Annotated in this window: 20 protein-coding genes, 1 tRNA gene and 1 riboswitch; of the genes, 12 read left to right on the top strand and 9 right to left on the bottom strand. The window is 65.6% G+C overall.

The genetic code is table 11. The features are described from left to right. The first annotated feature begins 81 nt into the window (after window positions 1–81). Window positions 82–3,027: a M16 family metallopeptidase gene (locus ACZ9AQ_RS22505; protein ID WP_429206894.1), complete on the top strand. Its 2,946-nt coding sequence runs from the start codon at window positions 82–84 to the stop codon at window positions 3,025–3,027. 50 nt (window positions 3,028–3,077) lie between these two features. On the opposite strand, the gene ACZ9AQ_RS22500 is transcribed toward ACZ9AQ_RS22505, so the two are convergent. The 9 genes from ACZ9AQ_RS22500 to glyA all read right to left on the bottom strand — a co-directional run bounded on the left by ACZ9AQ_RS22500 (window position 3,078) and on the right by glyA (window position 9,999). Next, entirely contained in the window at window positions 3,078–3,701 is a 624-nt protein-coding gene (locus ACZ9AQ_RS22500) for a riboflavin synthase (RefSeq protein WP_429206895.1), read from the bottom strand. 30 nt (window positions 3,702–3,731) lie between these two features. After that, a complete protein-coding gene (ribD, locus tag ACZ9AQ_RS22495) occupies window positions 3,732–4,868 on the bottom strand; it encodes a bifunctional diaminohydroxyphosphoribosylaminopyrimidine deaminase/5-amino-6-(5-phosphoribosylamino)uracil reductase RibD (RefSeq protein WP_429206896.1) in 1,137 nt (378 codons plus the stop codon). Between the two features lie 9 nt (window positions 4,869–4,877). Continuing rightward, on the bottom strand, window positions 4,878–5,435 hold the full coding sequence (locus tag ACZ9AQ_RS22490; RefSeq protein ID WP_429206897.1) for a GspH/FimT family pseudopilin: 558 nt from the start codon (window positions 5,433–5,435) through the stop codon (window positions 4,878–4,880). A 44-nt stretch (window positions 5,436–5,479) separates the two neighbouring features. Further along, complete coding sequence (locus tag ACZ9AQ_RS22485; protein WP_429206898.1) at window positions 5,480–5,932, bottom strand: type IV pilin protein; 453 nt, start codon at window positions 5,930–5,932, stop codon at window positions 5,480–5,482. After that, complete coding sequence (locus ACZ9AQ_RS22480) at window positions 5,929–6,612, bottom strand: pilus assembly PilX family protein (RefSeq protein WP_429206899.1); 684 nt, start codon at window positions 6,610–6,612, stop codon at window positions 5,929–5,931. The genes ACZ9AQ_RS22485 and ACZ9AQ_RS22480 overlap by 4 nt, the downstream gene beginning before the upstream one ends. Before the next feature lie 6 nt (window positions 6,613–6,618). Further along, on the bottom strand, window positions 6,619–7,575 hold the full coding sequence (locus ACZ9AQ_RS22475; protein ID WP_429206900.1) for a PilW family protein: 957 nt from the start codon (window positions 7,573–7,575) through the stop codon (window positions 6,619–6,621). Continuing rightward, window positions 7,572–8,108: a type IV pilus modification protein PilV gene (pilV, locus tag ACZ9AQ_RS22470; RefSeq protein WP_429206901.1), complete on the bottom strand. Its 537-nt coding sequence runs from the start codon at window positions 8,106–8,108 to the stop codon at window positions 7,572–7,574. Before pilV ends, ACZ9AQ_RS22475 begins: the two co-directional genes overlap by 4 nt. 111 nt (window positions 8,109–8,219) lie before the next feature. Beyond that, window positions 8,220–8,687: a transcriptional regulator NrdR gene (gene nrdR, locus ACZ9AQ_RS22465; protein WP_137173569.1), complete on the bottom strand. Its 468-nt coding sequence runs from the start codon at window positions 8,685–8,687 to the stop codon at window positions 8,220–8,222. Between the two features lie 64 nt (window positions 8,688–8,751). Continuing rightward, complete coding sequence (gene glyA, locus ACZ9AQ_RS22460; RefSeq protein WP_429206902.1) at window positions 8,752–9,999, bottom strand: serine hydroxymethyltransferase; 1,248 nt, start codon at window positions 9,997–9,999, stop codon at window positions 8,752–8,754. A gap of 109 nt (window positions 10,000–10,108) precedes the next feature. Then, window positions 10,109–10,228, bottom strand: a riboswitch (ZMP/ZTP riboswitch). A gap of 169 nt (window positions 10,229–10,397) precedes the next feature. On the opposite strand from glyA, the gene ACZ9AQ_RS22455 reads away from it, so the two are divergent. The 11 genes from ACZ9AQ_RS22455 (at window position 10,398) to ACZ9AQ_RS22405 (ending at window position 20,627) form a co-directional block, all read left to right on the top strand. Then, window positions 10,398–11,144, top strand: coding sequence for an SDR family oxidoreductase (locus tag ACZ9AQ_RS22455; RefSeq protein ID WP_429206903.1), 747 nt, complete (start codon window positions 10,398–10,400; stop codon window positions 11,142–11,144). A gap of 263 nt (window positions 11,145–11,407) precedes the next feature. After that, complete coding sequence (ybgC, locus tag ACZ9AQ_RS22450; protein WP_429206904.1) at window positions 11,408–11,812, top strand: tol-pal system-associated acyl-CoA thioesterase; 405 nt, start codon at window positions 11,408–11,410, stop codon at window positions 11,810–11,812. A 20-nt stretch (window positions 11,813–11,832) separates the two neighbouring features. Next, window positions 11,833–12,516: a protein TolQ gene (gene tolQ / locus ACZ9AQ_RS22445; protein WP_429206905.1), complete on the top strand. Its 684-nt coding sequence runs from the start codon at window positions 11,833–11,835 to the stop codon at window positions 12,514–12,516. Between the two features lie 30 nt (window positions 12,517–12,546). Continuing rightward, window positions 12,547–12,978, top strand: coding sequence for a biopolymer transporter ExbD (locus ACZ9AQ_RS22440; protein ID WP_429206906.1), 432 nt, complete (start codon window positions 12,547–12,549; stop codon window positions 12,976–12,978). A gap of 10 nt (window positions 12,979–12,988) precedes the next feature. Then, a complete protein-coding gene (gene tolA / locus ACZ9AQ_RS22435) occupies window positions 12,989–13,954 on the top strand; it encodes a cell envelope integrity protein TolA (RefSeq protein WP_429206907.1) in 966 nt (321 codons plus the stop codon). 31 nt (window positions 13,955–13,985) lie between these two features. After that, window positions 13,986–15,257, top strand: coding sequence for a Tol-Pal system beta propeller repeat protein TolB (tolB, locus tag ACZ9AQ_RS22430; RefSeq protein WP_429206908.1), 1,272 nt, complete (start codon window positions 13,986–13,988; stop codon window positions 15,255–15,257). A 34-nt stretch (window positions 15,258–15,291) separates the two neighbouring features. Beyond that, a complete protein-coding gene (pal, locus tag ACZ9AQ_RS22425) occupies window positions 15,292–15,816 on the top strand; it encodes a peptidoglycan-associated lipoprotein Pal (protein WP_109344256.1) in 525 nt (174 codons plus the stop codon). Between the two features lie 111 nt (window positions 15,817–15,927). Further along, complete coding sequence (ybgF, locus tag ACZ9AQ_RS22420) at window positions 15,928–16,683, top strand: tol-pal system protein YbgF (protein WP_429206909.1); 756 nt, start codon at window positions 15,928–15,930, stop codon at window positions 16,681–16,683. A gap of 94 nt (window positions 16,684–16,777) precedes the next feature. Further along, window positions 16,778–16,853, top strand: a tRNA-Lys gene (locus tag ACZ9AQ_RS22415). Window positions 16,854–16,949: 96 nt separating this feature from the next. Continuing rightward, window positions 16,950–17,207: a hypothetical protein gene (locus tag ACZ9AQ_RS22410; protein WP_429206910.1), complete on the top strand. Its 258-nt coding sequence runs from the start codon at window positions 16,950–16,952 to the stop codon at window positions 17,205–17,207. Between the two features lie 444 nt (window positions 17,208–17,651). Then, on the top strand, window positions 17,652–20,627 hold the full coding sequence (locus ACZ9AQ_RS22405; protein WP_429206911.1) for a type VI secretion system Vgr family protein: 2,976 nt from the start codon (window positions 17,652–17,654) through the stop codon (window positions 20,625–20,627). Window positions 20,628–20,664 lie beyond the last annotated feature (37 nt).

Genomic DNA, 20,664 nt, shown 5'->3' with positions numbered 1-20,664 from the left:
GTTTAGGGCAACCTTAAGCCCATCCGTGCACGCCCTTGCGCCATGTAGAATGCAAGAACCAATTCATCCGGGAACCATTGAATGAGCAACAACTTCGTACGCGGCCTGCCGGCGATGGCGCTGGCCGCGGTCCTGGGCCTGTCCCCGCTGGCGCATGGCGCGCCGCAGGCAGGCCAGGCGCCGGCGCAGCAGGCGGCGCAGACGCCGGCGCTGCAGATGGAATCGCCCATCCCGGTCGGCCCGCAGGTCAAGGTCGGGAAACTGGACAACGGCCTGACCTACTACATCCAGCGCAATGCGCGCCCCGAACGCAAGCTCGAACTGCGCCTGGTGGTCAAGGCCGGCTCCATCCTCGAGGACGAGGACCAGCGCGGCCTGGCCCATTTTGTGGAGCACATGGCCTTCAACGGCACCACCAATTTCCGCAAGCACGAGCTGGTGTCCTATCTGCAGTCGATCGGCGTGGGCTTCGGCGCCGACCTGAACGCGTATACCTCGTTCGACGAAACCGTCTACATCCTTCCGATCCCGACCGACAAGCCGGAGCACGTTTCCAAGGCGTTCCAGGTGCTGGAAGACTGGGCCCACGGGGTGCGCTTCGACCCGGATGCGATCGAGAAGGAACGCGGCATCGTGCTCGAAGAGCTGCGCCTCGGCAAAGGCGCTTCGGACCGCATGGGCAAGCAGATCTATCCGCGCCTGTTCAACGGCTCGAAGTATGCCGAGCGGTTGCCGATCGGCCGTGAAGACGTGCTGCGCAACTTCAAGCCGGACGCCTTGAAACGCTTCTACCGCGACTGGTACCGCCCCGACCTGATGGCGGTGGTGGTGGTCGGCGACATCGACCCGGCGCGCGCCGAAAAGCTCGTCAAACAACATTTCACGCGCCTGAAGAACCCGGCCGCTGCGCGTCCCCGCGACTACGCCGCGATTCCGGCGCGCGCCGACACCGAGGCGCTGGTCGTCACCGACCCGGAAGCCAACGGCAACGCGGTCCTGATCCGCTACCCGGTGCAGCCGGTGCGCGAGCTGGGCACCATCGGCGCCTACCGCGCCGAGCTGGTGCAATCGCTGTTCGGGACCATGCTCAACCAGCGCCTGGCGGAGCTGGCGCAGCTGCCGGACGCGCCGTACCTGGGCGCGAGCAGTTCGCTCGGCAAGCTGACGCCGCGCTACCACTCCTATAATTCGTCGGCCGCCATCGGCCCGCGCGGCGCCCTGCCGGCGATCGCGGCCCTGGTGCAGGAAAATGAGCGCGCGCGCCAGCACGGCTTCGGCGAGCAGGAACTGGAACGCGCCAAGAAGAACCTGATGCGCACCTACGAGCAGGCGTGGAACGAGCGCGCCAAGAGCGATTCAAGCACCTACGCCGCCGAATACATCCGCAACTTCCTGCAGGACGAGGCGATTCCCGGCATCGACACCGAGTGGCGCTACGTGCAGCAGCTGGTGCCGGGCATTTCGCTCGCCGAGATGAACGACTATGCGCGGCGTACCATTCCGGCCGACTCGGGCAAGCTGGTGCTGTACACGGGCGTGAGCAAGGGAGACAAGCAGCCGGCCGCGCCGACCGGCGCGCAGCTGCTGGCCGCCGTCAGCGAAGCCGCGCGTACGCCGGTTGCACGGCACGACGAGAAACTGCTGGCGACGCGCCTGATGGAACGCCCGGCGCAGCCTGGAAACATCACCGCCGAGGAGCACGACAAGGCGCTGGGCCTGACCCGCCTGACCCTGTCCAACGGCGTCAAAGTCATCCTCAAGCCCACCGACTTTCGCAACGACCAAGTGATGCTGAGCGCGGCCCGCCCCGGCGGCCAGAGCCTGTTCCCCGACCGCGACATCCTCAATGCGCGCTTCTCGAACGCGATCGTGGCGAGCATGGGCGTGAAGGACTTCACCCCGCTCGACATGCGCAAGATCCTGGCCGGCAAGGCGGCCGGCGTGACCGTGGGCCTGGGCAGCTATACCGACGTGATCGCGGGCGCCTCCGGCGCCACCGACATCGAGACCATGCTGCAGCTCTTGTGGCTGAAGTTCGCCGACGTGCGCCGCGACGAGGGCCTGTTCCACGCCTATATCGACAAGCAGGCCGAGATCGCGCGCAACCAGAGCGGCCTGCCGGGACGCTACTTCAACGACGCGCTGGTCGCGGCGCTGTACAACAACCACCCGCGCGCGCCGCGCACGCTCGACGCCGAGGAATACGCCAAGATCGACCTGGACCGCAGCATCGACATCTTCCGCCAGCGCTTTTCGAGTGCCAAGGACCTGACCTTCATCCTGGTCGGCAGCTTCGACGAGCAACGGATCCGGCCGCTGCTGGCGACCTACCTCGGCACCCTGCCGACGCCGGATATCCCGGTCGCCTACCGCGACGTCGGCCTGCGTCCGGCCACTGGCGTGGTCAAGCGCGAGGTGCGCAGCGGCACCGAGCCGAAGAGCACGATCGCGCTCAACTTCACCGGCCCGGCCGAATTCACCGAAGCCGAGCAGCTGCGCCTGTCGGCGCTGATCGAAGTGACCAATCTGCGCATCATCGAAGTGCTGCGCGAGAAGATGGCGATGATCTACGGCGGCGGCGCCAGCGGCACCCTGAGCAAGATCCCGTACGGGAACTACTCGGTCGGCATCAGCCTGCCGACCGGACCGGAACACGTGGACAAGGTGATCGCCGCGACCTTCGCCGAGATCGCGCGCCTGCAGGAACACGGCCCGGACGCGGCCGAACTGGACAAGGTCAAGACCGGCTGGATCCAGAACCACCGGCGCTCGCTGCGCGAAAACGGCTACTGGGTGGCGAACCTGCAGTCGAGCCTGACCGAAGGGACCGATCCGGCATCGATCCTCGCCGTGGAAAAACAGGTGCAGGCCCTGACGGCGGACGACATCAAAATGGCCGCGCGGCGCTACTTCGACAGGAAGAACTACGTGCAGGTGGTACTCAATCCGGAAACGCAGGCCGCAGCCAAGGTGGCCAAGGCGCCGCGGGCGCGGAAAGCCGGCATGCAGGCCGTCCCCGGGAGCTGATTCGTCTCGTCACGCCGGGCGCGGCCATCTGGCCGTTGTCCGGCGCTTCGTCACCGTGCCGACAGCATGCGCTCGACGTAGCGCGCGATCAGGTCGATCTCGAGGTTGACCTGCGAACCGGCCTTCAGGTGCTTGAGCGTGGTGACCTCGATCGTGTGCGGGATCAGGTTGATCGAGAAGCGACAGACTTTTTGGCCACCGGCTTCCAGGTCGTCGACCCGGTTGACGGTGAGCGACACGCCGTTGACCACCACCGAGCCCTTGTAGGCCAGGAACTTGGCCAGCTCCTGCGGCGCATCGACGATCAGCTCGAACGACTCGCCGACCGGTTCGAAGCTGTGCACCACGCCCAGGCCATCGACGTGGCCCGAGACCAGGTGGCCGCCCAGGCGCTCGGCCAGGGTCAGCGCTTTCTCGAGATTGACTTCACCCTGGGCTTCCAGGCCCACGGTCTTGTTCAGGCTCTCCCGCGAGACGTCGACGGTGAACGCCCGGTCGGTCTTCTCGACCACGGTCATGCAGGCGCCGTTGATGGCGATCGAGTCGCCCAGGGCGACGTCGGCCAATGGCAACGGGCCGGCATCGACGACCAGGCGCACGCCGGCGTCCAGGCCGCCCGCCAGCGGCGCGACGGAAGTGATGTTGCCGACGGCGGCGACGATTCCAGTAAACATGTGATTCCTTCGTGTGGGTTCTTGTTCAGTTCAGGCGGCCGGCTCGATGAACCTGGCCAGGATGCGCAGGTCGTCGCCCACGCGCGCCACGTCGTGAAAGCGCAGCTGGCGACGGTCCGCCAGGCGCTCGAGCGCGGGCAGGTCGAACATGCCCTGCCCCGGCCCGATGAGGCTCGGCGCCAGGTAGGCCAGCAGCTCGTCGACGCAGCCTTCGCGCACCATCGAGGCGTTCAGCCTGGAACCCGCCTCGACGTGCACCTCGTTGATCTCGCGCCGGCCCAGCTCGCGCATCAGGGCCGGCAGGTCGACCTTGCCGCGCGCATTGGGCAGCATGAGCACCTCGTGGCCGGCGGCGCGCAGGGCGGCGGACTTGTCCGCGTTCTCGACGGCGGCCACGATCCAGCACGGTTCGCCCTGCAGGATGCGCGCGCCCAGGTCGATCTCGAGGCGGCTGTCGACGATCACGCGGCGCGGCTGCAACGGCGTGTCGACGCCGCGCACGGTCAGCTGGGGGTCGTCCGCTTTCACCGTGCCGATGCCGGTCACGATCGCGCCGGCGCGCGCGCGCCAGGCGTGGCCGTCGGCGCGCGCCTGCTCGCCCGTGATCCACTGGCTTTCGCCGCCCGCCAGCGCGGTGGCGCCGTCCAGGCTGGCCGCCACCTTCAGGCGCACCCACGGCAGGCCGCGCACCATGCGCGAGAAGAAGCCGACGTTCAGTTCCTGCGCAGCCTCGGCCAGCACGCCGGCCTTGACCTCGATGCCGGCGGCTTCGAGCTGGGCCAGGCCCCGCCCTGCCACCAGCGGATTCGGGTCGACCATGGCCGCCACCACCCGCTTCAAGCCGGCCTGCACCAGGGCGCTTGAACATGGCGGCGTGCGGCCGTGGTGGCTGCATGGCTCCAGCGTCACGTAGGCGGTGGCGCCGCGCACGTCGTTGCCGCGCGCCGCGGCGTCGCGCAAGGCCTGGATCTCGGCGTGTGCCTGGCCGGCGGGCTGGGTGTGGCCGGCGCCGATCACGACGCCGTCCCTGACGATCACGCAGCCGATGCGCGGATTCGGCGCGGTGATGTACATGCCGCGCGCCGCCCAGTCCAGGGCCAGGGCCATGCCGTCGGTATCGTTCAGGATCAGTTCGCTGTAGCTGTCAGCCATATCTTTGGTGGCCATGTCTTTCCTTCAGGGCGGCGCCGCGGCGCCGTCGCACCCGTCCTCGCGGGCGGGATTGCACAGGCGCGCACGCCCGAGCATATTGATTTTAATACGGCGCACCCCGCCGCCATGGAAGAGCGACAGCGTGCCGAGGCGCGCTGCCGCGCTGTTCGTATCGCTGCAGCTGCGCCCCGCGCCATTGTAGGCGATGTATTGGGGCGGCGCAGGGCTGGTGAAGGAATAGCTGACCTGCATGCCGTCTGGAAGAGCAGGACGCACGGCCAGGATCTCGTCGCCCTCGCCCGGCCGGCGGTCGTCGTCGCGGTCGACGTAGACGGTCCAGCCGCGCGACCAGTCGCGCCCCGCCTCGTCGTTGGGCGTGAGCTTGACCCGCTCGTTGCGCGCGATCGCCTGCGACCGGGTGAACTGGATCGCGCCATGCAGGTCGCCGGCGGCGGTGCGCAGCTGCTGGCCGCGCACCAGGTCGTGCAGGCTGGGGGCGGCCACCGCCGCCGTGACCGCGACCATGCCCAGCACCACCACCAGCTCGGCCAGGGACAGGCCGGCGCAGCGACGCCGGCTCATCGGCCGTCTCTTCGACTGCCTCATCCCCCGTCTCACGGCGAGCGTCATGGCCAGCAGCGCGCCGCCGGACCGCTGGCCGTTTGTCGGCCGGTGCTGTCGAGCGTCAAGACGCCGCAGTCGGGGTCGGCAAAGCCGGCGTCGACATTGGCGGTGCCCGGCCGGGCGCGCAGCTCGATGCAGTGGGCGATCTCCTGGCCGGGGCAGGCATAGCCGTCCAGCTCATGGGCGCTGGCGGCGGCGCCGTTGCCGGTCCAGGTCGGGAACTGGCCGGCATCAGCGGCCTCGCTATCGATCGAGAACGCCAGATAGGAATGATGCAGCGCGCGGTACTGCTCCTGGCGCTGCATGATGTCGAGCAGCGCCAGCTGGGCCTCGAGGCGGCGCGCCTTGACCATCTGTTGCGTGTACGAGGGATACACGAGCGCGGCCAGGATGGCGAGGATGGCCAGCACGGCCATCAGTTCGACCAAGGTGAATCCCTTGCTGCCGCGCCTCATCGTCTACCCTTTCGCCTGTCCGTTCCAGTCGGGTGGCCGGCCGCGGTGGCGGCCGGCATCGCGTACGCTTCACTCCAGTTGCCGAGCTCGCGCCATCCGACGCGCCGCCCCCGCCCACCATCGGGCGGCTTGCGGTAATAGGCTTGCAGCGCGGCATGGGTGCCGGGCATGCTGCCGGCGCCGCGCGCCGTGATGCGGTACAACTGGCCATCGGGCGTCGCCGGCATCAGCTCGATCAGGTAGCGCGGCGCCGCGAGCGGCAGCGCGCCCTCGCCGTCCGGCATGCTCAGTCCGGTGAAGCTGCCGAACAGGATCGCCGGACCGTCGTCGTCGGCCAGCAGTTCGGATAGCAGGTCGGGATCGGCCGCGTGGGCGCACAAGCCGTTGTACGGCCGCCCGCCAGCGCAGCCGGCGACAAAGGCGTCCGCGCTGCCGCCGGCGATGGCGTTGGCCCGCGCCGAACCGGGTTCGGCGCCGCCTTCGATGTCGCGCTCGGCGTCGAGCAATGCGGCGTCGGCCATCTGCAGCGCCAGCACGCGGTCGCGTTCGTGCGCGGCGGCACGCGCTCCCTGCAGGGCGCCGCGGGTGGAGGCGATGCCGGTCATGAGCACCGCCAGCATCAGCACCAGGGCGGTCAGGAGCGCGACGCCGCCTTCCCTGCGTGAGTTGAAAGTGCGCATGCGGGTTCAATCCGGCGCCACCGGCAACGCGATCGTCGCGCCATAGACCTTGCGCATGCGTGGCGCGCGTCCGTCGTCGAGCGCCGCGCCCATCAGCCGGGTGCCCTGGTCGCCCGTGGAAAAGGCGGCGCCATGGTCCGGACCGAACAGGTCGTAGACGATGTCGGAGTGAGCGCCGGGATCGAGCCGCGGGCCATGCAGCAGCAGCGCGACCCGCACCAGCGCCACCCGCTTCCAGTGCGTGCGCCGGCGCAAATCGGCCGCGCGTTCGTCGGGCGTGGCCCCGACCGGCGCCAGCGCCGCATCGAGCGCGCCCAGCTCGGTCGCATTGACGTAGCGCTCCGGGACGCGGTCGCCGTCGGCATCCAGGCCGTACAGCACCTGGAAGCCGTCGACCCGGCCCGCCACCGCATCCGACGACCAGTTGCTCGCGCCCCGGTACTTGCAACGCAACTCGGCATCGCCCTGGGCATTGCGCGCGACATAGAAGATGCTCCAGCCTTCTTCGTCGCGGTGCACGGGGAAACCGGCGCAATCGAGGGTGGCGCCGTCGCCACCGGGCGGCGCGCCGCTGCCGGAAAAGCGCACGGCCAGCACGTCGCTGCCGTTGGCTTCGTCGGGCAGGGTTGCCTCGATGCCGGGGCCGGACCGCTCCAGCGAACTGGCGTCCAGGCCGGCCAGCCGCGCCGGCGCCGCCGGATCGGCGCCCGGATGCGCCGCCCAGTCGACGTGCGCCGCCAGGCGGATGGCGCGCGCCAGCGCATCCACGGCGTAGCGGCCGCTGTCGTCCATCTCGGTCGCCTCCGTGACGGCGGCGTGCGCGCGCACGCTGGTAATCAAGAGCGAGCCGCTCGCCAGCAGCACCGCCAGGCCGAGCGCCATCGCCACCATCAGTTCGGCAATCGTCAGGCCGGCCTGGCGGTAGCGGTGGCGTGGGCCGCCTGTCTTCTTGCGGGCCTTCATCGCGCCACCAGCAACACGTAGCCCGGCCCGTCCTGCGTGCCATGCCAGCCGATCTTGATCGCCACCGGCGCCGTCTCTTCTCCGCTGCACGCCCATCGGTAGCGGCCGTGCCCGGCATCCCACGGCGCGCCGTCGCGGCAGAGCACGATGCGGCCCGAGGGAAAGCCCCGGTGCAGCGCCCGGCGCGTCTCGTGCAGGTCGAAGGCGGCCAGCGCCAGGGGATCGCAGGCGCCCGCGCCGAAACACGGGGCGCCGCCCGCCGGCAGGCCGGCGGCGAGCGCCTGGTAGTCAAACGGCAGATAGGGATTGGAGCCGTCCGGCAGGCTTGCCACGTGGGTGTTGGCCTGCATGCGCGCGGCCAGTGACGTGGCCACCAGCGCCGCCTCGGAGGTCAATGCGGCATGCTGGCGCGTGCGCTGCGCGGCCAGCTGCGCCGCGCTGGCGCCGACCACGCCGATCGCGAGCACGAACAAGGCCACCAGGACTTCGACCATGGTGAAGCCGCCCGGGCTGCCGGGGAGACGCGCCTGCATGCCACTCCTTTCGCTAACGATGTGCGAGCAGAGAAGTTATCAGGCCGGACTCAGGCGCTCATGCGTGGACGCAAGCGTGCGCCGGGCAAGAAACGGAACTTGGAAACGACGTCAGTTGTCGAGCTTGCGCTGATGCCCGACTTCGGCCAGCGCCGCCTGGAAGGAATCCAGGTCCTCGAAATTCTTGTAGACGGAAGCGAAGCGGATGTAGGCAATCTTGTCGAGGCGCTTGAGCTCTTCCATCACCAGCTCGCCGACATGCACGCTCTCGACTTCGCGCCGGCCGCTGGTGAGCAGCTTTTCCTCGATCGACGCGACGGCGCGGTCGATCGCCTCGGCCGCCACCGGGCGCTTCCTCAGGGCGAGCATCAGGCTGCCGCGCAGCTTGGAGGAGGCGAATTCGGTGCGGCTGCCATTCTTCTTGACGATGATCGGCATCGACAGCTCGATGCGCTCGTAGGTCGTGAAGCGCTTGTCGCACTTGCCGCAGCGGCGCCGGCGCCGAATGGCGTCCCCCTCCTCGGATACGCGGGTATCGAGGACCTGTGTTTCTTCATGCTGGCAAAAGGGACATTTCATGGCGCCGGGTTACTGCAAGGATGCTGCTGTTACCCGGCCGGCGAACCGGCCGGGGGAGATGCGATCAACGCGCGTAGACCGGGTACTTGTCGGTCAGCTTCTTGACTTCGCCCTTCACGCGCTCGATGGTCGCGGCGTCATGCGGGTTGTCCAGCACGTCGGCGATCAGGTTGCCCACGGTGACCGCGTCTTCTTCCTTGAAGCCGCGGGTGGTGAAGGCCGGGCTGCCCAGGCGGATGCCCGAGGTGACGAACGGCTTCTGCGGGTCGTTCGGGATGCCGTTCTTGTTGCAGGTCATGTGAGCCTGGCCCAGGATCGCTTCCGCTTCCTTGCCGGTCAGGCCCTTGGCGCGCAGGTCGACCAGCATCACGTGCGATTCGGTGCGGCCCGACACGATGCGCAGGCCCCGTGCGATAAGAGTCTCAGCAAGTGCCTTGGCGTTCTTGACGACCTGCTGCTGGTATTCCTTGAATTCCGGCGACAGCGCTTCCTTGAACGCGACGGCTTTACCGGCGATCACGTGCATCAGCGGACCGCCCTGGATGCCCGGGAAGATCGCCGAATTGATGGCCTTCTCGTGCTCGGCCTTCATCAGGATGATGCCGCCGCGCGGGCCGCGCAGCGATTTGTGGGTGGTCGAGGTGACGAAGTCGGCGAACGGCACCGGGTTCGGGTATTCGCCGGCTGCGATCAGGCCGGCGTAGTGGGCCATGTCGACCATGAAGTAAGCGCCGACGTCCTTGGCCACCTTGGCGATGCGCTCGAAATCGATGCGCAGCGCGAATGCCGACGCGCCGGCGATGATCATCTTCGGCTTGTGCTCGTGCGCCTGCTTTTCGAGCGCGTCGTAGTCGATGTCTTCTTCGGCGGTCAGTCCGTACGAGACGACGTTGAACCACTTGCCCGACATGTTCAGCGCCATGCCGTGGGTCAGGTGGCCGCCTTCGGCCAGCGACATGCCCATGATGGTGTCGCCCGGCTTGAGCATGGCGAAGAACACGCCCTGGTTGGCTTGCGAACCCGAGTTCGGCTGGACGTTGGCGGCTTCGGCGCCGAACAGTTGCTTCAGGCGGTCGATCGCCAGCTGCTCGGCGACGTCGACGTATTCACAGCCGCCATAGTAGCGCTTGCCCGGATAGCCTTCGGCATACTTGTTGGTCAGCTGCGAGCCCTGCGCTTCCATCACGGCCGGCGAGGTGTAGTTCTCGGAAGCGATCAGCTCGATGTGGTCTTGCTGGCGAACGTTTTCTTTTTGAATTGCATCCCACAGTTCCGGGTCGATATTGGCGAGCGTATGGTCTTTGGCAAACATGTAAAACTCCAATCGATAGTAATCCAGGCAACTGGTGGCGTCGAATGGCGGGAGCCGGGGCGGGCCGTAGGCACGGGCGCAGGCAGCCGCGATCGAACGCGTACCGGTTGATGGCTGCCCAGGCGAACGGCGTATGGCGTCTCACGTTCCCCGGTGGGTGCCCACCTTTGCCGCGCCGCGCATCCGATTGGTACGCACACGCGGTATTTCGCCAGTTACGTGAGACGTAAGGACTCCAAATTGTACTGAACTCCCCATCGCAGGGCAAGGAAACCGCTGTGCCGGCCGAGAAACCGCGGCCTCCAGCGCGCTCGTGGTCGTTTCGGCTACAATTTTATGGTTCGGCAGCGCGCCTTGCCTTTCCCGCCTGTCACTCTGTTGCCATCCAAGGACCCATCATGATCGTCTTCATCACCGGCGCATCGGCCGGCTTCGGCGCCGAAATGGCGCGCACCTTCGTCTCGCACGGCCACCGCGTCGTCCTCGCCGCGCGCCGCACCGACCGCCTCGCGGACCTGGCGCGCGAACTGGGCGACCAGGCGCTGGCCGTGACCCTGGACGTCACCAGCCGCGCCTCGATCGAGGCTGCTCTCTCCAGCCTGCCGCCCGACTGGCAACCCATCGACGTGCTGGTCAACAATGCCGGCCTGGCGCTGAACACGGCGCCGGCCCATCAAGTGCCGCTGGAAGACTGGGAAACCATGATCGCGACCAACTGCCAGGGCCTGGTGACCATGACCCGCGCCGTGCTGCCGGACATGGTGGCGCGCGGCAGCGGCCTGGTGATCAATATCGGTTCGGTCGCCGGCCACTATCCTTACCCGGGCGGCAATGTGTATGGCGCAACCAAAGCCTTCGTCGAGCAGTTCACGCTGAACCTGCGCGCCGACCTGGCCGGAACCGGCGTGCGCGCCACCAATATCGCGCCCGGCCTGTGTGGCGGCACCGAATTCTCGAACGTGCGCTTCAAGGGCGACGACGCCGCCGCGGCCAGGGTCTACGAGGGCACGCAACCGCTGACCGCGAAGGACATCGCCGACACCGCCTTCTGGATCGCGACGCTGCCGCCGCACGTCAACGTCAACAGCATCGAGCTGATGCCGACTTGCCAGGGGTTCTCGCCGTTGAACGTACGCCGGGGTTGACCGGGCGGCGCACGCCTCCCGTCGCGCATGTATTGCCTCATCCGCATGCCCGGCCCAGCAAGACCAATCACCCGCCTGTCATTTGTGAGAAAGTGTTACAGTGATTGGTCTTTTAACCACGTTTCAAGTCTACTACTGCTCAAAAGCACGAGCCCGTGCTATCCAAACGCAAAATTTTTCCGCTTGCAACGTACGTCAGCGTACATATTAAAGTGGAAAGTCGCGTAAAATGTTTCCCGATTTCATTTATTTGGCACCAAAGAATGCCTTCAGTGTACAACTGGCCAGTCAGGGTTTATTACGAAGATACCGACGCCGGAGGCATTGTCTATTATGCCAACTACCTGAAGTTCTTCGAGCGCGGCCGCACCGAGTTCCTGCGCGCGCTCGGGATCGAGCAACAAGCGCTGATCGACGCGGACCACACGGCGTTCGTCGTCAGGAGCATGACTCTCGATTACCGCTTCGCCGCCCGTCTCGACGATGAACTGAGCATCCGCACCAGCGTGACGAAAGTGGGCGGCGCCTCGGTCCAGTTTCTCCAGGAAGCATGGCGCGGCGAGGTGCTGCTCAATTCGGCCAGCGTGAAAATCGGCTGCGTTGACGTCAGAACCACGCGTCCCCGCCCCCTGCCCGACGACGTGGCTGCTAAAATGCGTGCCGCCTGAAAAATCTTATAAGTTGAGCCATGACCGCAACCCACGACCTCTCGTTTGTATCCCTGATCGCCAATGCCCACATACTGGTGCAGCTGATCATGGCCTTGCTCTTGGTGCTGTCGATCGTGAGTTGGACTTATATCTTCCGCAAGGTGTTCGCGATCCGCGCCGCGCGCATGCAGACCGAGCAGTTCGAGCGCAGTTTCTGGGCCGGCGGCAACCTGCACACCCTGCACCAGAGCGCCAGCAGCCAGCGCGACCAGAGCGGCCCGCTGGCCCGCATCTTCGAGGCCGGCATGGGCGAGTTCATCAAGGGCAAGCAGGCGTCGCGCGAAGCCCTGGACATGAACTCGGTGCTCGACGGCGCCCGCCGCGCCATGCGCGCCTCGTTCCAGCGCGAACTCGATTCGCTCGACACCCACCTGAACTTCCTGGCGTCGGTCGGCTCGGTCTCGCCGTACATCGGCCTGCTGGGCACCGTGTGGGGCATCATGAACTCGTTCCGCGGCCTGGCCAGCGTCGAGCAGGCCACCCTGGCGGTGGTCGCTCCCGGCATCGCCGAAGCGCTGATCGCGACCGCGATCGGCCTGTTCGCTGCAATCCCTGCCGTGGTCGCGTACAACCGCTTCACCCACGACATCGACCGCCTGGCGAACCGCTTCGAGAGCTTCGTCGAGGAATTCTCGAACATCCTCCAGCGCCAGTCGCGCTGATCCGCCCACGAGAACCGGGAGAGCATCGGGATGGCATTTTCCAGCAGCATGCGCGGCGGACGTCGCCGCAAGTTCAAGTCCGAGATCAACGTCGTGCCGTATATCGACGTGATGCTGGTGCTGCTCATCATTTTCATGGCGGTGCCGGCGAATGAGGCGCCCAGTGTCGTCAATCTGCCGCGCGCCGAGAAATCCGCGCTGCCGCCGGACACGTATATCCAGATTTCCATCGAGCCCGGCAACAAGCTGTCGATCGGCGTGCACGGCAAGGTAAAGGTGGCCCCGGACGAAGTGGCCGACCGCTCCGCCCTGCTGCAGCGCCTGCGCGCGCTGCACGAAGAGCATCCGGACTTTCCGGTCCTGATTGCAGGCGACCGCGACAGCAAGTATGACGACGTGATCCAGCTGATTTCGGAAGCCAAGAAGATGGGCATCAACCGGGTCGGCCTGGCCACCCAGTGACGCCGAAGATATGACCGCAAAGAAGTCAGTCAACGACGGCACGCCCTACTACGTGCCGCCCGAACCGAAACCACTGCCATCGTTTTTGCTGGCGGTGGCGGTGCACGCGGCGCTGCTGGCCTTCCTGGCGATCGGCGTGAGCTGGCAGAAGGTCAATCCGGTCTCGGTCGAGGCCGAGGTATGGGATATGTCGGTGCAAACCGCGGCGGCGCCCGAATTGCCGTCCGAGCCGGCGCCGGAACCCGAGCCGCAGCCCGAACCCGAGCCCGCGCCGGAACCGCCGCCGCCGCCCCCACCGGAGCCGGTGGTGGAGCGTCCTGCGCCGACGCCGGATCCGGAGATCGCGCTGCGCGAGGAAAAGAAGCGCAAGGAAGAACAAGCGAAGAAGGCTGCTGCCGAAGAGAAGAAGCGCAAGGAAGCCGAAGAGAAGAAGCGCGAAGAGATCGAGCAGAAGGCCGAGCAGAAGAAGCGCGACGAAGCCGAGAAGAAGAAACTCGCGGAAGCCGAACGCAAGAAGCAGGAAGCCGCAGAGAAGAAGAAGGCCGACGCTGCTGCTGCCGAGAAAAAGCGGAAGGAAGCCGCTGCCGCCAAGGCCGAGGCCGCCAAGCTGGAGAAATTCCGTCAGGAAGAGCTCAAGCGCATGGCCGGCGCCATGGGCAGCACCGGCACGGCGGCGAAATCGACCGGTCCGCGCAGCGATGGCGGCTATGTCGCCGCGATCACGGCCGCGATCAAGAGCGCGACGGCGTACCCGGGCAATACCGACGTGGCCGGCAATCCGCGCGCCACTTTCCGGGTGGAGCAACTGCCAACCGGCGAAATCATGTCGGTGCGCCTGGTGAAAAGCAGCGGTGTGCCGGAATTTGACAGAGCAGTGGAAAATGGTATCAAGAAAGCATCTCCGCTTCCCAAGAAGAAGGACGGGACCGTGGAGCGTACGCTTGACGTGAATTTCTCGATGAAAGATTACGATTGATTCGGTTCGAACCAGTTTTACTAGAGACACCATGAAAAAACTTCACATTTTGCTGTTCAGCGTTTCCCTCGCAATAGGGACTACAGCCAATGCGCAGATCCAGATCGAAATCGCCGGCGTCGGCAGCAACCAGATCCCTGTGGCCATTGCCGCCTTTGCCGACGAATCCGTCGCCCCCGACAAGGTGTCGGCCATCATCCGCGCCGACCTCGAGCGCAGCGGCGTGTTCAAGGTCATCGACGCCGGCCGGGTGATCAGCGATGCCGACGCCGGCCAGGTGAACCTGGGCGCGTTCAAGGCCAGCGGCGCCGACGCGCTGGTGGTCGGCAGCGTGGCGCGCCAGCCTGACGGCCGCTTTGCGATCCGCTACAAGCTGCTCGACACCGTCAAGGGCGGCGAAATCTCGCAACTGGGCGGTGAAGTGCAGCCGCGCTACACCCGCCTGCAGGCGCACCGCATCGCCGACGACGTCTACGAAAAACTGACCGGCGTGCGCGGCATCTTCTCGACCCGCATCGCGTACGTGAAGGAAGACCGCGCGGCCAACCGCTTCGCGCTGGCCGTGGCCGACGCCGACGGCGAGAACGAGATCATCGCCACCCAGGGCAAGGAGCCGATCATCTCGCCGGCCTGGTCGCCGGACGGCATGAAGGTTGCCTACGTTTCGATGGAAAACCGCAAGCCGGTGGTCTACCTGCAAGACCTGATGACCGGTCGCCGCAACGTGATCTCGAACCAGAAGGGCAACAACTCCGCGCCAGCATGGTCGCCGGACGGCTCCACCCTGGCCGTCGCCCTGTCGCAGGACGGCAATACCGAAATCTACAGCGTCAATTCGAGCGGCAGCGGCCATCGTCGCCTGACCAACAATCCGGCGATCGATACCGAGCCTCAGTTCTCGGCGGATGGCCAGACCATTTATTTCACGAGCGACCGCAGCGGCGGTCCCCAGATCTACAAGATGAGCGTCGCGGGCGGCAATGCCACCCGCGTGACCTTCAACGGCAATTACAATATCAGCCCGCGCGTGTCGTCCGACGGCAAGACGCTGGCCTGGATTTCACAGCGCGGCGGCGCTTTCTCCTTATATGCGATGGACCTGGCGACCGGCCGGGAACTTCGCCTGGCCGATGGGGCCACCGAACCGAGTTTTTCGCCTAACGGCAAGTACATCATGTATGCAACCAAGGGCGGCGGGCGCGTCTCGCTTGCAGTGGTGTCTGTGGATGGACGGGTCAAGCAACGCTTGACGACCAAAGCGGGAAACATTCGGGAGCCCAGCTGGGGTCCTTTCATGAAGTAAGAAGTAAAACCTTAACCAGAACAGGAGAAAATCCATGCGCAACTTCAAGAGTCTCGCTTTCATCGCTTCCGCTGCCGCCCTGCTGGCCGCTTGCTCGTCGCCAACCAAACTGGACGAAACCCCAGTCGTTGAAAAGTCGCCAGAGCCAGCAGCACCAGTGGCTGACAGCCGTGACATCCGTCCAGTGGAAACCGGCACCGTCGATCCACTGAACGATCCAAAAGGCGTCCTGGCCAACCGCAGCGTCTACTTCGACTACGACAGCTTCGTGGTCCGCGCCGACGGCCAGCCAGTGGTGCAGAACCACTCGGGCTACCTGACCAAGAACACCTCGCGTAAAGTCCTGATCCAGGGCAACACCGACGAACGCGGCGGCACCGAGTACAACCTGGCCCTGGGCCAGAAGCGTGCCGAAGCCGTCCGTCGCTCGATGGCGTCGCTGGGCGTGTCGGAAGGCCAGATGGAAGCTGTCTCGCTGGGCGAAGAAAAGCCAAAAGCAACCGGCAGCAACGAAGAAGCCTGGGCTGAAAACCGCCGCGCTGACATCGTTTATCAGTAATCAATCCGGCTGATCCAGCCGATCAGCGTTGATTGACAGGGGGCGGGACGCAGTGCAGACTGCTACCCGCCCCGTTTTATCTCAGCAACCGGTTTAGAAAGAGCAACGCTTATGATCAAACTGTCTCCGTCCCGCCTCGCCTGCCTCGTGCTGGCCCTGTGGATGCCGCTGCATGCCGTGGCCGGCCCGTTCGATGACAACGAGGCGCGCAAGGCCATCCTGGACCTGCGCACCAAGGTCGACAACATCACGCGCGACCTGACCACGCGCATCGACGGCAAATCGGACAAGACGGTCCAGATCGAGATGCTGAACCAGCACGAGCAGACCATGCGCGAGATCGCCCGTCTGCGCGGCCAGATCGAAGTGCTGCAGAACGAATTGTCCAAGGCCCAGGAAAGCCAGAAGCAGCTGTACGCCGACCTCGACGCGCGCCTGAAACGGTTCGAGCCGCGCCAGGAAGTCATCGACGGCCAGACCGCCGAAGTGATGCCCACCGAGAAGACCGCCTACGAGGCCGCCACCGCCCTGTTCCAGTCCGGCGACTACAAAGGCGCATCGAGCGCGCTGCAGGAATTCGTGAAGCAGTATCCGCAATCGCCCTATGCGTCCAACGCGCAGTACTGGCTGGGCAACACTTATTACGCGCTGGGCGACTACAAGAGGGCGATCGCGGCCCAGCAGGTCGTGACCACCACGTATGCCGACAGCGCCAAGGTGCCGGACGCCATGCTGAACATCGCCAGCAGCTACGCCCTCCTGAAGGACAACAAGAACGCGAAGAAGTCGCTGCAGACGCTGGTGTCCAGGTATCCGGACTCGAGCGCGGCGCAGACGGCGCGCGATCGGCTGGCGTCGCTGAAATAACCGTCAGGGCGATGGCATCGCCCTGATTGGGCTGGCACCGATCGGGCTCGGCAATTGACAGCTTCGAGGACGGGCCCTATAATCTCGTTTCTTCGGGTCGTTAGCTCAGTTGGTAGAGCAGCGGACTTTTAATCCGTTGGTCGCGTGTTCGAGCCACGCACGGCCTACCAAAGATTCAACGAAAACGCCAGCCTTCGGGTTGGCGTTTTTGTTTTCAGCCTGTTTTTCATTCTATTATTCCCTTTTTGTTCCAGGACGATCGCGCCATGACTTATGAAGACTTTCTTGATGAAGTAACGACCCTGCTTACCGAGATCTACAACCTCGACGACGAAGCCGCGATCAAGCTGGTGGTCGACGCGCAGGCCAACGATTACTTCGTCGCCCACGACGACAACGAAGAGCTGCGTACGGTCGCCCAGGCCAAGCTGGACGCCGTGGCGCTGTACGAGGCCAAGCAGAACCGCAACCAGACGCAGCGCAAGCAGCAGCAGCGTCAGGTGCAGAAGAAGAAAGCGCCCTGATTCCATCCCTGGCGCGTATGCAGGCGGCTTGGCCGCTGGGCGCGCCTTCTGGCGACACAGGAATTCCAGCACCGCCTTGCGGTGCTCGGTAAAAAGCGCGTCCAGCGCCAGCTCCCCTCCCCCTCCCATCCTCGGTCGACCTGGTCGCGGCCACCATTCTCGGTAGCTCGTCCTGCAGATGCCGCATCAACGCATCGAGCGCACCGAACGGCCCGTCCGTCAGCAACCCCTTCGGTTTCATCGCACTGCACATGCGATATCAGCCCACAGCTTTCCCCCCAAAAAATCTGATGCGGTCGATTGCCTGTCGAACTCGTTCGCCTGGTAGCGCCAGCTAAGCGTTTCACTTCGCGCTCTCATCGTTGAGACTACGCAAGTTTCGTCGTTGCAAGTACCTGAATAATTACAAAAATTTCCTTGTACCCGCATCGATGAGTAAACACGATGACTGACCTGCAAGCACTGCTGGAATCTCACCAACACACCCGCCTGCTGCGCATCTCGTTCCCGAAAAACGACGGCCCGCAGGCCAGGCTGATGGTGAACCGGTTCGTCGGCACGGAATACTTGTCGCGCGACTTCGCATTCAAGGTGGAACTCCTGAGCGACGACGCCAGGATCGAACTCGAGTCGATGCACGGCAAGCTGCTGTGCGTCTCGCTCGTTCAGGCTGACGGCAGCCTGCGTCCGTTCACCGGTTATGTCACGTCGTTCATGCTGGTCAAGACGGATGGCGGCGTGGCCTTCTATGAAGCCATCCTCGAGCCATGGCTGGCGTACACGCGCCTGCGCCGGAACAACCGGCTGTTCCATGCGCAAGGCTTGCGCGAGCAGGCGGAAACGATCTTCACCGGCTACGGTCGCCTGCCTGTGTGGGAGTGGAAAGTCGCCGGCGAACAGCCGCAGTTCACGATGGCCACGCAATGGGACGAGACCGATCACAACTACCTGTGCCGGCGCTGGGAAGCGGCGGGCTACAGCTATTGGTACGAGCACGGCAGCGAAGGTCATACGCTCACGGTCTCTGACGACACCCACGCCGCGGCGCCGATCGACGGGCCATCGCCCGGCATCCGCTTTCAGCGCGCCGGCGGTGCGGTCGACGAGGATGCCATCGGCGACTGGAGCCCGCGGCGCCAGTGCGCCTCGGGACAAGCGGTGGTCAGCGGCTTCGACTTCAAGAATCCGCGCCCGATCCATGCGGATACCGTCACCATCAACCAGCAGGGCGATATTCCGCGACTGGAGGTGCACGGCTACGAGGGGCATTACGGATTCAAGCACCAGTCCGGCGCCTACCAGCTTGCCCAATTGCGCATGGAAGAAATCGAAGCCCGCGCCAGGCTGGTCGAAGCACAAGGCAACAACCGGTGCGTCGCCCCAGGCAGGTGGTTCAGGCTGTTTGAGCATTTCAGCGAAAGCGCCGACAGCGAGTTCCTGATCCTGGAAGTGCACCACGAAGCCAGCAACAATTACCTGCAAGGTAAGAGTGCGCCCGCCGAGTACAAGAACCGCCTGCTCTGCCTGAGCAAGGCCTTGCCTTGGCGGCCCGGGCGCGGCTTCAACAGCACGGATACCAGGCTGCTGGCCCTGCAGACCGGCACCGTGGTCGGTCCACAAGGCCAGGGGAGCCTGAACGTGGACCAGTACGGGCGCATCCAGGTCAAGTTTCACTGGGACCGGGACGAAAGCGGCAGCTGTTGGGTACGGGTAAGCAGCAACTGGGCCGGCGGCGAAAAGGGTCTAGCCAGCCATCCGCGGGTGGGATCGGAAGTGATTGTGCAATGGCTCGATGGCAATCCCGACCATCCGATTGTGACCGGCTGCGTATATAACCAGAATTATATGCCGCCGTGGAAGCTGCCCGAACAGCAGGCCTTGACGGGGCTCAGGAGCCGGGAGCTGACCGCCGAGGGCGGCAACACGCCCGGCGGACGCAGCAATCACCTGGTGCTCGATGACACACAGGGAAAGATCCAGGCGCAGCTCAAGAGCGACCATCTGGCCAGCCAGCTCAGTCTTGGCCATATCAACCGCATCGACGACAACGCCGGACGCAAGGATGCGCGCGGCCAGGGTTTCGAGCTGCGCACCGACGGCATTGGTGCGGTGCGGGCGCAGCAGGGCCTGCTGCTCAGCACCGAAGGACGGCCGAACGCCCGCGCCCATATCGCCGACATGGCGGAGACGCTGGCGCGTATGGCGCAAGGCCACGAGTTGCACGACAGCCTGTCGCAGGTTGCGCAACAGGCGCAGGCGCATCAGGCAGGCGACCAGGATCAGGTCGTCGCCGCGCTGCAGGCGCAGGTCGACGCCATCAAGGGCAAGGGAGGTGCCCCGGCACAAGGCGAATTCCCGGAATTCCAGGCTCCCCACCTGGTTCTGGCCAGCCCCGCCGGCATCGAAACCAGCACGCAAGGCTCCACCCACCTGATGAGCGTGGAGCACACCGCCCTGACCAGCGGCGGCCATGCCAGCCTGAGCGCGGGCAAGAGCCTGCTCGTCAGCGTCAAGGAAGCGGTGCGCATGTTTGCCTACAAGGCCGGCATGAAGCTGGTGGCGGCGAGCGCCGACATCGACATCACGGCCTTGAAGGACAGCGTCAACATCCTGGCCAAGCTCAACATCACCCATACCGCCAACCGGATCACGATCACGGCAAAGGAAGAAGTGGTGATCAACGGCGGCACCAGTTTCAGCCGCTGGAACGCATCGGGGATCGTCCATGGCACGGGCGGCACCTTGCGCCAGCACGCGGCGCATCACAGCTTCGACCCCGGCAAGAGCGAAGGCACGCCGGCCTTGCCGCAGCCCGTCCAGCTGCCCCCGGGACAGCTTGCGCTGTATCACCAGTACGTGAACCCGGAAGGCGGCACGAAACAAGGCATCCAGGGAGGCGACTATACCGTCGTCGACGCCGAAGGAGGCGTCCACCAGGGGACGCTCGACGGCAATGGCTTTGCCAGCGTGGCTGGCCTGCCAATGGGGATGGCCACAGTCAGCTACGGCAAGGACCCGCGCGACCCGTGGGATGAAGGCAGCTACTTCGGCCAGGGAACCGAATGGCCGGCCGTGGCGCTGTCCGAGACTGGCGCCGGTGCGGCAGCAGGCACGCTCAACGGTGCGGCCGGCAAGTTCGGCGCGATTGCGCAAGCGACGCAGCAAGCGGCGGACGCAGTGCAGTCGCTGCCAAAAGGCGGCGCGCAAGCATTGCTGGCGTCGGTGGGCCAGGCGGGCATGGCCCATGTTACGGGCAATCTCGCGGGCAAATCCGCGGGCGGCGCGACGGCCCTGCACACCTATGGCGCCGCAAGTGCAGGCAGGTCCGCCGCCGTTGCCTCCACCTTCGGCTTGCCCGGATCGCTGCCGCGCACCGGCGCTGAAGCGCCGCCCTCGATCCCGAAAAAATCCGTCATATAAAAACCACCATGACCGAGACCACGCAGGCCCCGTCCAA

It is taken from the genome of Massilia sp. UYP34 (genome assembly GCF_056279385.1).
This window is presented reverse-complemented; position numbering and strand designations above follow the sequence as displayed.